The sequence below is a fragment of the Vibrio sp. LaRot3 genome (assembly GCF_027587025.1).
GTDB lineage: Bacteria > Pseudomonadota > Gammaproteobacteria > Enterobacterales > Vibrionaceae > Vibrio.
In genome coordinates this window covers 1,235,854-1,250,463 of sequence record NZ_JAPPTI010000001.1, presented here as the reverse complement: position 1 = coordinate 1,250,463, position 14,610 = coordinate 1,235,854, and the positions used below count along the sequence as shown (strand labels likewise).

Sequence of the window (14,610 nt, the reverse complement as noted above, 5' to 3'; positions counted from 1 at the left end):
CAATTCTTATTGGTGATGCGATATTGAACACGCTTGTTGGATTGATAATCAATATTCACAAGCAGATTGGATGAGTAGAGCTAAATTTAGCTGCTTTAATGCACAAAACTGACAAAAAGATGTGAGGTGCGCCCAAAAAGTAAATGTAACCAATTATAAATAGGGTTAGAATTGAGCCTCAAAAATAATAAATGATAACAAATTGTTAGCTTGCTATGCTGCTCAAAGTGCGTCGTACTGCCGGTTTTACTCTCGTAGAACTGGTCGTCACTATTATAATTCTGTCGATAATTTCTATCGTGGCCTACACGAGGTTTCCCTCTATCAGTGGCTACAAACTTCCTGCGTATTGCCATAATGTGAAATCTGCTCTGCGCCGTGTTCAGACCCAAGCAATGAATGACGTTACTATAAGCTCTGCTTATCAAGTGATTGTCTCTCCACACTCTGTCTCTTGGAATAACGATGCGATAGTCCTAGACACGAGTGCGAATTGCGTCGGGAACCAATGTAGCCAACTCGTCACGCTCAGCCAAGATGACATTAGTCGCGGTATTACGTTTTCAGCCAATCAGTTTTATTTTGATTCCATGGGGCGCTTCGTGAGTGCCGCGTCAGCGACCTCCGGCCGAGTAGAGATTGCGATCACAGCGCCTCAGACAAGTTCTGAACAGGTGACGGTGTATCAAGAGGGGTACATCGATGGCTGCGAATAAAGCGTCAGGTTTCACCCTTATTGAAAACGTCATGGCTATTACGCTTGCTGGTTTTTTGATGTTGGCATTTACCTCTTTGCTCGCGCCTGCCGCGACACAAAGTGCTGATGTGCTTACCCAGCAACGCGCTTCTCAAGTGGCCACTCTGATATTGAAAGAGATGTACTCACGCGAGTTTGATGAAGCGAATATCCAAAGTCTCGATCGTTGTGAAACCTGTTCAACAAATTTTGGTTTCAATCAAGATGGTGATTTAGTTCGCGATGACTTTGATGACTATGACACAGGCGGTAACGCTATATCTATTCAGCAGTTTGGCATTGATATGGATGGCCCTTATCAGAACTTCTTAGTTCAGATAGATGTGGCGTATGTGGATAGCCAATTTCAACCTCTTACATCTGGTACCAGCCCAACTAAACAAGCGACCTTGACCATTACTAACGGCAATGCCGCTCAAGCGATCACATTTGTTGCTTATAGGAGTAATTACTAATGAGTAAGCAGCATGGTTTTACCTTGATGGAGATGGTCGTCAGCATGGTGATTGTTGGCGTGATTTCACTTGGTTTGATCAATTATGGCGTGGTCAGTTCAACCTTGTTTGTACAAACACAAAACCGGATCAGTGCGTTAGAAGAAGCGCGTTTTGTATTGAGCCGTTTTCACCGGGAGTTGGGTAACAGTGTGCCGCTGAGTACTAGAGTTTCATCTGATGGTGATTGTATTGAATATATCCCGCTGACTTATGTTGGTGAATACGATCCAGATAACTTGACCCTAGGGACAAACAGCTTGCCTCTTACTCACCCGCTAAGTAGCGCGTTGGATCAATGTTTTGCTGATGCTAATAACCCTTGCTTAGTCAGTATTTACCCACGCCGCGCCGAAGATTTATATCAAGGTGAGAACTCGTCAAATCAAGTATATCGCTTAACCGGAGCGGATACTCAATCACTCAAATTAGGTAGTGTATTGAATGTGCGTCCCACATCGCCTTCCAATCGATTGTTTGTTTATCTGCCGATTGCAAGGCAGTTCTGCGCGATAAATGATGAGGTGCGTTTTTTCCCGGGTTACCCCCTAACGTTTGAAGGTTTGTGGGCAGCAAACAGCCAAAATGATCAACCCGTTGCCAAGCACTTGGCTAGCCATCGCAATATCTTTCGTTTAGGTGTGGATGGGACGTATTCGAGCACTGCGAGTATGCACTTTTCATTGCAGGTTAATCACGATAACGAGAATGTGGAGTTCATGCAAAATGTCCAAGTTCTTAATGCACAGTAGAAAACAGCAGGGCAGTGCAATGATCGTGATTTTGTTTGTCACGGTAATTGCTACCTTTTTTGCTGCGCAATTGCTGCAAATGAATAGCCAAAGCCAGCATGCAAATACCTATGAGGTGCTGAGCACTCGGGCGTACTGGGCGGCGCGCTCGGTTGTTGAAAAAGCCGTGTATGACTTTGTCCCTGTGACAGGGACACCCGCAACCACATGCCCTAGCGTCACGTCGTTAGAGGCTTATCCAAATTGTCAGTTTGACGTGCAATGCCAAGCCAATGGCAGTGCGGTCATCATTACTTCTAGTGCAATTTGTTCTGAAGATGCTTTTCGCGTAAGCCGTAAATTTGAAGTTGAGGTGAGACCATGAAAATACGATTACTCCTAATAGGTTGCTCACTGCTTAGCTCATGGTCTGCCTTTGCGGCAACCGTGAAAGGCACGATATTCGAAGATTACAACTTTGGCGGTGAGGCTCGTCAATATGCCTCTAATCTTGGCATGGCGAAGCTTAATCGCATGAGTATTACCGTGCGCTTGACCAACGTGGATTACCCTCAGTATTACTATGAGCAAGAAACCTACGGCTCTGGTCAGTATCGGTTTAACGGTATTCCAGCGGGGTACAGATATCGAATTAGTTTGCCAAATGCCCGACCGATGGGCTCAGATAAAGATGGTCAACTTTATTCAGAGAGAGGGGACTGTTACGACTGTTTGCCCGTTCAAGTTTACCCATACTTATCTAAAGACTTTGGCTACGAGTTTGATGTGGTTGGTGGTCAATCTACGCGAGATATTGGTATCAACTACAGTTCGGTCATCAATGGCAATGACTCAGGGGCCGGCTCGTTACGTCAGTTCATCATTAATAGCTACTCATTAAGAGGAACACGTTCGTCTCAGATTACGAAAAGCGTAATGAGACAAGAATTTCATACCGAAGGCGTCGATAACGCCATTTTTGCTATGCCGCAAAAAGATGTGATCATCAACCTTAACTCTAAGCTCAACATCGGTTATCCAAACTCTGGTATGAGAGATACGCATATTGCGGTTCTAGATACCCAAGAGACCTATTCATTAGCTAATTCAGTTACGATTAATAGTTCGAATAATTTCTCTCATCCAAACGATACCGGACGCGTGTTTGATGTGTATCGTTCGAGCAATATTAAGCTAGCCCGCTTGTATCTCAATTCTACTGGCGACAATAGCAGCAGCAATGCCAACGCGATTACAGTTCAAGATGTATCAAGTGATATCCACATTGAAGGGAATATTATCAGCGGGTCGTCTGATGATGCGATAGAGGTAAATGACTCGCGCGACATCGTGATTTTATCTAACCGAATTCATGATATCGAAGACGATGCTATTCAGGTTTACAACATTTCTTCTTCGTCAGGTAATAGCATAACCATTGACAACAACATTATTGAAAGAGTCGGTGATGATGGTATTAAGCTCTATTGGACCAACTCCAGCGTAATAAAAAACAATCGACTGAATCAAATTAATGGCATTGGTTTAAGTGTGGAAAACAGTGACCGTTTTACCGCAACGTACAATAGCTTTTCTTATATCGGTGGCAACGCACTGAGCATGTACACCTCTGGAGATAATGTATTCTCAGATAACTTGGTGGACAGAAGTTATATTTCTGCCAGCGATAAAGATTCTGCTGCCGCCATTTATTTTGAGCACAATGCTCATGATAGTCAGTTTTTTAGAAACACATTTAGCCATACCGGATTAAATAATGACGTAGAGCCACCTGCGTCGGTATTTCGTTTCGCTTCGGACAATAGTGATAGAAACTACGTGGTCAATAACGTTTATCAAAACAACGCGGGAATGTTGATTGATATCGTTAAAGGCCGTGTAGGGGTTAAAGATTCAAATGATGGTAAGTACGGTGGGCCGAACGATGGTGTTGATCATCCGATCATTACCGACATTGAGCAAGTAGGGAATGACTTGGTCATTTATGGTTATACTGGTATTCAAGGAAGCGACGAAAACAATAGAAATGGTAAAATTGATGCGCAAATGGTTGAGTTTTACAACACTCAACTAGATGCAAATGATGATATCGTTTCAGCCCAATCCTTGGGTATGTGTTATACCGAAACTCATTGGGAGCATTGGCAGTACCGCAACTTTAAATGTACTTTAGCGAATGCTGCATCACCGAATATCAACGCAATCAGTGCTATTGCAGTACGCCATAAAATTACGGGCGGTATTGGCATTGGCGATCCTCTAAATCCAAAGCCAACCGATAATAAATCCAGTGTTTCAGAGTTTGGTCCTGCGTTTGATTATGTCGGTAATCGATCTTTTGACTATGGTGATGCACCAAACCAAGACCTGCAAACTGGTTGGGAAAACGCCCGTTTTAAAGTGACTAAAGCGGACGATGGTGCTAGGCACGTCGTAGCTGCTGATATGTGTTTGCGCCCATTTGGTACCAACTCATGTACTTATCATATTGATGAAGAGAAAGATGCGACGCCATCTCGTTATGCGTCCAGTGATGAAGGTGATGATGGGGTTTGGATTAATCCATACAAAGATGAGTTAAGCCAATCGTCTTTATCGACATTGATTACGGGTTATCTTGATGAAAATGGTGATGAGCAAGCCGTTGATAACCATATTTTGATCAATGCCTCTCGGGCGGGGTATATCTCTATTTGGTTAGACAAAAACCAAGACGGTAGCTGGCAAGATTTTGAACGTGATAAGCAGCCAGTGTTAGAAAAAATCGTTGATCGTTATAGGGTGAATGCAGGTTCAAACGTGATCGACGGTATTAACCTTTCCGCTTACGATGTACACGGCGAAAGTTGGTTGAGAGTGCGTTTTTCAACCTCAGCGTCAGCCATTGAGCACTCTTATGGCACGGCACCAGATGGTGAAGTTGAAGATTACCGTGTTTGGATTGCCGCCCCATCACTGCAAACCGCAGGATGCGCAGCAGGTTTGCAAAATGGTTCATTTGAGCACTATTACACGGAGAACGGGAATAATGGCTGGGATACGCCAGAAAGCTCGGTAGCGGGTTGGTCTGTTCAGCAGCTTGATCCAACGCTCATCCCTTCTGGAATGCCTTATGAAGAGCGTCAGCAGCGCCGCAATCATATTGAATTCAACGATCACTATTATTATCTACGTCAAGCACCACTTGACGGCAGCTCTAACGTTGCTGAACTTAATGTGTATCACCCAACCATGTTGTATCAAGACATCGTGACCAAACCGGGTGATGAGATTAGCTGGTCGTTCGATTATTCAAATCGAACCAAGCCTAACAGTCATTACAATGATCAGATGTCTTTATTATTTGGTAGCCCGAGTAGCTCGCTGGTAGAAACGAAAGTCATCACGGGTAAAGATGCTTGGCAACGCTATGAAGGCGTGTACACCGTACCTGCGGGTCAATATGTTACTCGTATTGCGTTTCGTTCTAATCTACCTGTCAGTGGATCTGCCGGTAATATTCTCGATAACGCACAATTTGGTTGTCATGTTGGTTATGACTATGGCGATTTACCCACGCAGTATAATAATGAGCAAAACACCCGTTACCGTGTGAGCCCGAATCTATACGTTGGTGAACAAATGCCGGATACCGAAACGTCGGCATCACCATCACTTTATGCTCGCGGTGATGATACCACCGAGTTTAACGATGAACGCACTTTCGACACGCCAGTTATTATCAAAAAACAGAACGATTTTACGATTCACAATATTACGGTCTTCAATGCGACAAAGAAAAATGCGCATTTGAACGCATGGCTGGACATTGACCGCAACGGTGTGATGGATAGCAATGAGAAAGCGAAGCAAGTCATCGTAAAACCGATGTCTTCGGCGCAAAAGATCAGTTTGGAATGGAAAAATATCCGCGATAGCCGTTGGACGAGTGATGATCAAAGTTACCTACGTATCAGTCTTGTCCAAGATGGCTACGGTGAAGTAGAAGACCATCTTGTTTATTTGACCAATGATGACCTGATGCCATTACCGGGGCGTTGTGATGGTTTTGTTCAAGTAAAAGCACCGCAAACGAGTGGGCAAACTCAATACCAATATTCAAAATGGGTCGCTAATGGTGGTCAACTCGCTATCGAGGACATTAACCCTGCGCTATCAACGAAAGAGATTAAAGTGGTTGGTCTTAGTCAAAAAGATGGGCTTACCTACGGTGTGGGTTCAGATGAAGATTATGGCTGTCAGTCGTTAAATGGTTCTCGCTGTGAAGTGCATCTGTTTGTTGCCGACCAATCTCGCTCCCCTGCGGCTGAGTTTACTCATTTAGTGCCGCTGAGAGCCGCCAATAACAACGCGTATATTTTAGATAAAAACGGCAACCGATTCTCATTTGCCAAAGATGAGGTGTTAGATACTCGTAAGTACTCTGATAACTACACTCGCCGTTTATTAAAAGCCAACAGTGGCGACGTTTCAATTGATGGTCGTTACATGATCTTGGGTCGTGGTAGTTGGCAAACACTGGTCAGAGTCGATCTTGCGACCGGTGCATTCGACACCATTCAGTTGCAAATGTCTCGTGGTCAAAATGTGCCTTGGAGTGCCGACTTTGCGTTTAACCCAAACCAACCAGATAGCCCTTATGTGTATGGTTTATCTCGCGATCTGAAAAAACTCTATCGCATCGCCATTGCCGATGTATCAAGCAGTGAGCCAGCAGGTTCATTCACTGAACTTAACTTGGCGCTTAAACTCAACTCAGATAGCACCAATGCAAACCCTGATTGGCCGCAAGCGGACAGCAGAGGTCGCTTGGGTGCTGGTGGCGTGGGTGTAAACAAAGGCGGCGTTATTTTTGCGATGACCAATGGCGGCTATCACGATCTTGACCAAGATGGACAGTTAGAATTTAGTGAAACAAGCCGACCAACCACGGCACTGTATTCCGTTGATATTGCGAAACAAGAAATTCGCTTTGAAATGGTCGGGGTGGATGGTTCAACCATGAGTAACGATGCTGGCGGTTGTGCGATTCACGCGGATTATGGTGATGCTCCGAAGAAATTAGAGTTGCAGAGCGATCCTGCACGCCATCTTGGCAGCAGTTCTGCGATTAAACTTGGTGAGCATTGGTCAGCAGATTTAGGTCCCGGTCATGATAACGAGGCAAAATCAGACTTGTCCGATGATGGTGTAGAGATTATCGACCCTACCACTTCGAGAGTGATTAATTTAAGTAGCGAGCCTTTGATTCCCCTCAAGCGCTACCAATTACGTTTAGATAAGCGTGGTGGCGGTATTGCTTCTGCGTGGGTTAACTGGGGAGAAGAGGGGAAAACGAGTTGGATCCCAATCACGATTGCCGACGGGCTTGAAGTGCCTTTAGCCAATGGTGGTAGAGGTTACTTACGCGTCCGCTATGCTAGCTCCAAAGTGACTTCTCCATTTGGCGTAGCCGAAAATGGTGAAGTGGAAGACTTTAGTTTCGAGATTGGTAACCCAGTTAAAGGGATTGATGTTAAAGCGCCTTCGTCGAGCTTACTTACCTGCGAAGTGGCTGAGTATCGCGTCTCGTTGGATGTAGAAGGCGATCAACTGTCTCAAGATGTCGACGTGGACGTTTGGTTTGACCAACCACCAGCAGGTTGTTGGTACTCGCTTGCGCCATTTGGACGTGGTGACGCCATTAATAAAACCAGCTGTAGCACTCAGCAGACGGTGACTTTTGCAAAAGACGGTAGCTTAAGTAAGACCATTTATGTGGCCACAGACTCAGAGCTTAAACCGGTAACATTACATGCTGAAGCGACAGATATCGGCTCAGATAGTGATTTCGCATCATTTAGCAAAGAAGGCTTTGTTATTACGGAAGTCACACCAAATGGGCTCTATAAAGCGGGTGAAGAGTTTGCGATTCGACTAGAGCGAAAAGTCGCGCTTGAAGATGTTTCCCGCTGCTCGGTAGATCCAGACTATCAAGGTGATAAAGAGTTCACTTTTAGCTCGGGTAAAGGCTCTGAGCAGCACCTTGGCAAGTTGATGGTGGATGGCAAAGAGTTGACCAGCAGTGACAATAAGCGCGTGTTGTCATTCTCTAACGGGGTGAGCGGCTCTTTCCCACTGAATTATTTTGAGTCAGGAACGCTTGATCTCTACGCTGAAACCCATCCTGAAGAAGGGCATGTCAAAACCGCAGGAACAAGTTTTATCGTCCACCCTTATGCACTGACGGTAACTCGTAATTACACGTCGGCCAACCCGACTGTTCAAAGCCAAACAACCAATACTCCGTTTACTACTGCGGGAACTCCGTTCACCGTAGAGGTAGCCGCAGTGGCATCAAATGGTCAAGTCACACAGAACTTCAACGGTCAATTGATTGCAGATGCAGGTAACAGTCGCGCTGCGACAACCGGCTTTAGCCGTAAAGTCACCTCGCCAAGCGATCAGCCGAGAGACGCGACAGACTTAATAGAAACCTCTGCGTTAAATCGACAGTTTAGCCAAGGATTATTATCAAATCGTTTTGAATATCGCAATGTGGGTTCGCTAGCGACTCGTTGGAAGGTAGATAGCTACAAGAACGTGACGGGGCTTGCCAGTTTCTTAGATACTGATATTACCCATAGAAACATCGATAACCATCGCCAAGTCGGTTATTTCTATCCAAGTCACTTTGCACTCAGTCGAGCCTACAGCGCAGATTGGAAACATGAAGACCAACCGTGGACTTATTACGGTAAACCGGATGTGTTAGTTGGGGCGACATTAACGGCGAAAGCGATTGGCGGTCAAACGCTCAGTTTTTACGATGGGGATATCATGCAAGCAGGGGACTATCCTCAGCTTGCCGCCACGTCGCTTGAGTACGTTAATGCGCCGACCTGTAATACTCAGCTACTACATCATCAAGGTACGGCCATTGATTTTGACCAAACTTGGTCTGGTGGTGATTGGCAACTGCAAAATGATACCTATGCTTTTTATCGCGATCCAAGCTGTCGCAGCGAGATAAGCAATATTGCTGTACAGATGAAGGTACCAGTTTCTGTGCCGAATGCGACGATACCTATCTTTGAGTTAGGCAGTGGTGAGGATTTAAGCGGCGGAGCGATTCCATTAGGTGATGAAATGAGTGTACGTTTTGGTCGTTTGTCGATTGATAATACCGCAGGTCCGATTCAGCAAACGTTGCCAATGGGCCTGAAGTTGGAGTACTGGAGTGGCAATAACCGCTTTGAAGTGAATACATGGGACAGCGAATCGAATCTGACTGAAGGTGGTATCGGTGTTATTAATAAACAAGCGGTGACCACACAAGCAGCGAAGCAAGGAGATAAAGCGCCTGTGATTTCAACGGAGTCATTTGGTATGAATGAAGTGAAAGATGGTCAATCGCTTACAACCATAGAAGGCAGCGACCCCGGTTATGCGACCGTACCATTTAAGTTTGCTAACGACTCAGAGCAGTGGCTCGGTTATTGTTGGAAAATTGATGACAACGCACAGACGATCGATATTCCGTCAGACTGTAAGTCGGCTGATAGCTTTACTCAGCCACCAGAAGCCTTAGCGACCTTTGGTGTGTCGGCGGGGTCGAATAACGTCATTTACTTTATGGAGCGCTATCAATAATAACCGCGCTTACAAACTAAAAACGCCCCAGTAATTGGGGCGTTTTCGTTGGTGAAAGCGTTTAGCGATTCGACGCGAAAGCTTTAATCACAGTCGAAACAATCGTGTCGACTTTGCTGGCTAACTCAGCCCCTTCAGGTTTGTTGTTAAGGTCAAGCACCTGAGGCCAAAACAGTAACCCTTGGAAGATACTTATATAGACGCTGGTGATTGTTTGGGCATCTTGCGCCACAAATTTACCATCCGCGATGGCCTGCTCAAACCAACCATTAACCGCGCGAGTTCGATATAGCCTCTGAGAGACGCTTTTGGCCAGCTCCGGTTGGCGGAAAAATTCCATCACAATTGTGCGTGAAAATGCGATGCCATAGTTTTGGTAAAGCACCTCAATTTCACGGTGGGTAATCGCAGTGAGTTGCTCATCCAATGATTGTTCGGGGTGATATGGGTAGTCACCTTTGCGTTCAATCTCTTCTTGAACGATAGACAACACCGCTTCGAATAACATCTCTTTGCTTTCAAAGTGGCGATATAAAGTGCGTTTAGAGACTTCGGCTGCTGCACTCACATTATTCATGTTCGCGGCGGCGAAACCATTCTCAATAAACTCTGTTTTTGCCGCCTCTATAATGGCGCGTTTTTTTTGTTCTGAACGGGTCATCTCTTCCCTCCGGCTCACAGTCTAACAATCGCTACTTAAAAGGTAAACTTTAGAGTTTACTTTTTATAAATCTCACCATAAAATCCGAAAAATAAACTCATGAGTTTACTTTTGTTTTTCTGATCAATGACCGCGTGTCGACTTGGAGAATTCCTGTGATTAAAACGCACAAAAATACGTTTAACCCTAAGTGCCTAGTAATGGCGATTGCGGTTAGTTTATCGACTTTTGCGCTGCTAGGTTGTGGTGCAGAAGCACAGCCACCTGTGCAAAAGCAGAGTATTAAACCTGCGTTAACCGAAGTGGTTCAACCTACCTATGGTGAAAGCCTTAGCTTTAATGGCGAAGTAAGAGCGGCAGAACGTGCTGAGTTGTCATTTCGTATTGGTGGTCGCTTAAGCGATGTGTACGTTCAAGAAGGACAGAAAGTCGCTCAAGGCGAGTTATTAGCTAAGTTGGACTCTCGTGATGCAAAAACGGCGTTGGCGTCTGCCAAGATTGAGCTTGAAAACGTAAAAGCGGAATACCTACGTGCGAAAGCCATTTACGACAAGAGCAAAGCGATTTCAAAGAGCAGTTTAGATGAAATTACCGCGCGTTATAACCTAGCGAAAAACCGTTACTCAGAAGCGGAAAGGCAGCTAGATTACACCAAGATTGAAGCGCCATTTGCTGGCATTATCGGTAAAAAGTGGGTTGATAATCATACTCAAGTTCAAGCGAATGCGACGGTGTTTACCCTACATGATTTACAAGATCTTGAGGTGGTGATTCAAATTCCGGATAGCGTGATGTTATCGGGATTACATGGCACTAAAGCGCAAGCGGAGATCAGTGCAATTCCCCGAATTAAATTTGATTTGAGCTTACGTACATACGCTACTCAGGCTGATGCCAATAGTCAGAGCTATGCCGTCGTGCTTGGCTTTGATGATGTACAAGGCTATCGCGTACTACCGGGTATGGCGGTAAAAGTATACCCTGCGCAAGCGGATTCTCAAGCGAACGCGGATAAAGGGCTGTTTACACTTCCGGTAACCGCGATTGTGCCTGATAACCAAGGCAAGCAGTTTGTATGGGTGGTTGGAGACAATAACACGGTAGCAAAGCGCTTTGTTGAAGTGGGTAATCTGCATAAGCAAAGAGTGCAGATCACGGATAACTTAGAGCAAGGTGAGCGCGTTGTGATTGCCGGTGTAACAAGCCTACGTGATGGTATGCAAGTTCGTCCGATGTTAAATGAAGAGGCTAAGCAATGAACATTGCTCGCTACACTATTGCCAAGCGCACCAGTGTTTGGGTGCTGATTGCACTGATTTTAATCGGTGGTTACATCAGTTACCTAAAATTGGGCCGATTTGAAGACCCAGAGTTTGTGATTCGCCAAGCGGTGATTAACACCGCTTATCCCGGCGCAACCGCACAAGAAGTGTCAGATGAAGTTACCGACGTGATTGAAGGGGCGGTGCAATCTCTGCAAGAACTCAAAGAGGTGAAATCGGTTTCTAAGCAGGGCATGTCTGAGGTTACAGTTGAAATTAAACTGGAGTTTGCAGGCAGTGTCGCAGAGCTACAACAGGTGTGGGATAAGCTGCGTCGTAAGATCAGTGATGCACAACGCCTATTGCCTCCGGGCGCAGGTACGCCAATGGTTAACGATGACTTTGCTGATGTGTACGCACTGTTTTTTGCTGTAACGGGTGAAGGCTACAGTGATAAGCAGCTGCAAGATTACGTTGACCAATTGAGACGTGATTCAGTGCTGGTTGATGGCGTAGCGAAAACTGCCACCTTGGCAGAGCGTCAAGAGACCATTTTTGTTGAAATCTCGAGTGAGCGTTTGGCCAAATTTGGTGTATCTGCACAGCAAGTTTTGCAAGTACTGCAAAAGCAGAACATGGTGACGGTGGCGGGTTCTATTGATGCCAATGATATGCGCATTCCTGTGATTCCGAGTACTTCGGTACAGTCATTTGAACAGTTGCGCCAGCTGCCCATTAGCGTCGGTCAAGATCGTGCTGTGATGCGCCTAGGTGACATTGCAACCGTCGAGCGTGGATATCAAGAGCCTGCCAGTATGCTGATGCGCTACAACGGTGAGCGAGCGATTGGCTTTGGTATTTCAAATGTCAGCGGTGGTAACGTCGTTGATATGGGAGATGCGGTAAAAGCACGTTTGGCTGAACTCGAAGATCAGCGACCACTTGGGATGGAGCTGCATGTTATTTCGATGCAGTCTGACTCTGTACGTGCTTCGGTTGCGAATTTTATCGATAACCTGATTGCTGCCGTAGCGATCGTGTTTATCGTGTTATTGCTGTTTATGGGCGTACGCTCCGGCATCATCATTGGTTTTGTATTGTTGCTGACGGTCGCGGGCACACTGTGCATCATGTTCATCGAAGATATTGCCATGCAGCGTATCTCGCTTGGGGCATTGATCATCGCACTCGGTATGTTGGTGGATAATGCGATTGTCGTGACTGACGGTATTCTCGTTCGCTTACAGCAAAACCCTGAAGAAGATAAGCAAACGATCGTATCTGAAGTGGTGGACTCTACCAAATGGCCGTTGCTTGGCGGCACGGTTGTAGGTATCTGTGCATTCAGCGCGATTGGGCTATCACCGTCCGATATGGGCGAGTATGCCGGTTCTCTGTTTTGGGTGATTTTATACTCGATGCTGCTTAGCTGGGTGTTTGCTGTGACGGTGACGCCGATGCTTTGCTTTGATTTTTTGAAAGTCAAAGCGGTTAAAGGAGAAGTGAAAGTCGGCAAAATGATGTCGATGTACAAAGCTTTGTTAGCATGGGTGCTAAAACATCGCATGATGAGCTTAGCCATGTTGTTTGGCTTGATGGCCATTGCAGTTTACAGCCTGAAATACGTGCCTCCGGGCTTTATGCCAGACTCGCAGCGCCCGCAGTTTGTGGTGGATGTTTATTTACCGCAAGGCTCAGATATTCGTCGTACAGAACGAGTAGTGGCGAGTATTGAGCAAGATGTGAAAGCAAAAGAGGGTGTCACGAATATTGCTAGCTTTATTGGCGGTGGCGGTCTGCGCTTTATGCTGACTTACTCACCTGAAGCGCGTAACACGGCTTATGGCCAATTGCTGATTGATATTGATGACTACAAAAAAATCGCGCCTCTGCTGGTTGAGTTGCAAGATGAGCTGTCGGCGAAATACCCAGATGCTTCGATTAAAGTATGGAAGTTCATGTTGGGTCGCGGTGGCGGCAAAAAGATCGAGGCTGGTTTTAAAGGCCCAGACAGTGCGGTGTTGCGTCAACTTGCCGAACAAGCAAAAGCCATTATGCTGGCTGATAGCAACTTAATAGCGGTACAAGATGATTGGCGTCAGCAAGTGCCCGTTCTTGAGCCTGTTTATTCCGCAGAAAAAGCGCAGCGTTTTGGTTTAACGTCGCAAGAGATAAACCAAGCTATTGCGCAGACATTGAATGGGCAAAATGTCGCGGTTTATCGTGAAGGGAATGATCTCGTTCCTATTGTGGTACGCGCGCCACAAGGTGAGCGTGACCATCAACGAGCGGTGGAAAATACCGAAGTGTATAGCCAAGTTGCGGGTGGTTATATTCCTGTAAGTCAGTTAGTTGATTCTGTTGATGTTGTCTGGCAAGACGCGATGTTACGCCGTATTGATCGCATGCCAACGATTTTGGTGCAGGCCGATCCAGCTCCGGGCGTATTAACTTCGGATGCGTTTAACCAGTTAAGAACACAAATCGAAGCAATAGAGCTGCCACCGGGTTATCAGCTGACTTGGTATGGCGAATACAAAGCATCGAAAGATGCTAACCAAGGTTTAGTTATCTCGGCGCCTTATGGTTTTGCTGCAATGATTCTATCAGTGATCTTTATGTTCAACGCCATTCGTCAGCCATTGGTGATTTGGCTAACTGCGCCATTAGCTGTCATTGGGGTCACGTTTGGTTTGATTGTGTTTCAAACACCATTTGAGTTTATGGCGATTCTTGGCTTCTTGAGCCTGATTGGCATGATGGTGAAAAATGCGATTGTGTTAGTGGATCAGGCGGATGTCGAGATTGCACAAGGTAAGCAGGCTTATCATGCCATTATCGATGCAGCAACCAGTCGTGCTCGTCCGGTGTTGCTTGGCGCATTGACGACCATATTGGGTGTTGCGCCATTGCTTATCGACCCGTTCTTTAAGAGTATGGCGGTGACCATTATGTTTGGTCTGTTGTTCGCAACCATTTTGACCTTAGTCGTTATTCCGTTGTTCTATGCGCTGTTTTTCAAAGTGAATATAGAGCAATAGTCGTACGGATA

General features: G+C 45.8%; 8 protein-coding genes. 7 read left to right on the top strand and 1 reads right to left on the bottom strand.

Annotated elements, in window-relative coordinates:
- The first annotated feature begins 215 nt into the window (after nt 1-215).
- Genes OH461_RS05655 through OH461_RS05635 form a run of 5 tightly spaced genes read left to right on the top strand, consistent with a single transcriptional unit; the run spans nt 216 to nt 9,635 of the window.
- Nucleotides 216-716, top strand: coding sequence for a pilus assembly FimT family protein (locus tag OH461_RS05655; RefSeq protein ID WP_270019627.1), 501 nt, complete (start codon nt 216-218; stop codon nt 714-716).
- Nucleotides 703-1,212 (top strand): type IV pilus modification PilV family protein, encoded by a 510-nt coding sequence (locus tag OH461_RS05650; RefSeq protein WP_270019626.1) that lies wholly within the window; start codon nt 703-705, stop codon nt 1,210-1,212. The genes OH461_RS05655 and OH461_RS05650 overlap by 14 nt, the downstream gene beginning before the upstream one ends.
- On the top strand, nt 1,212-2,003 hold the full coding sequence (locus OH461_RS05645) for a PilW family protein (protein WP_270019625.1): 792 nt from the start codon (nt 1,212-1,214) through the stop codon (nt 2,001-2,003). The genes OH461_RS05650 and OH461_RS05645 overlap by 1 nt, the downstream gene beginning before the upstream one ends.
- Entirely contained in the window at nt 1,978-2,367 is a 390-nt protein-coding gene (locus OH461_RS05640) for an MSHA biogenesis protein MshP (protein WP_270019624.1), read from the top strand. Before OH461_RS05645 ends, OH461_RS05640 begins: the two co-directional genes overlap by 26 nt.
- Nucleotides 2,364-9,635 carry a right-handed parallel beta-helix repeat-containing protein gene (locus OH461_RS05635; RefSeq protein ID WP_270019623.1) on the top strand — a complete coding sequence of 2,424 codons (7,272 nt, stop codon included), beginning with the start codon at nt 2,364-2,366 and terminating at the stop codon, nt 9,633-9,635. Before OH461_RS05640 ends, OH461_RS05635 begins: the two co-directional genes overlap by 4 nt.
- A 61-nt stretch (nt 9,636-9,696) precedes the next feature.
- Here OH461_RS05635 and OH461_RS05630 read toward each other — a convergent pair whose 3' ends face one another.
- Nucleotides 9,697-10,296 carry a TetR/AcrR family transcriptional regulator gene (locus tag OH461_RS05630; RefSeq protein WP_270019622.1) on the bottom strand — a complete coding sequence of 200 codons (600 nt, stop codon included), beginning with the start codon at nt 10,294-10,296 and terminating at the stop codon, nt 9,697-9,699.
- 158 nt (nt 10,297-10,454) lie between these two features.
- On the opposite strand from OH461_RS05630, the gene OH461_RS05625 reads away from it, so the two are divergent.
- Nucleotides 10,455-11,555, top strand: a complete 1,101-nt coding sequence (locus tag OH461_RS05625; protein ID WP_443088445.1) for an efflux RND transporter periplasmic adaptor subunit — start codon at nt 10,455-10,457, stop codon at nt 11,553-11,555.
- Nucleotides 11,552-14,599: an efflux RND transporter permease subunit gene (locus OH461_RS05620; RefSeq protein ID WP_270019621.1), complete on the top strand. Its 3,048-nt coding sequence runs from the start codon at nt 11,552-11,554 to the stop codon at nt 14,597-14,599. The genes OH461_RS05625 and OH461_RS05620 overlap by 4 nt, the downstream gene beginning before the upstream one ends.
- Nucleotides 14,600-14,610: the final 11 nt, after the last annotated feature.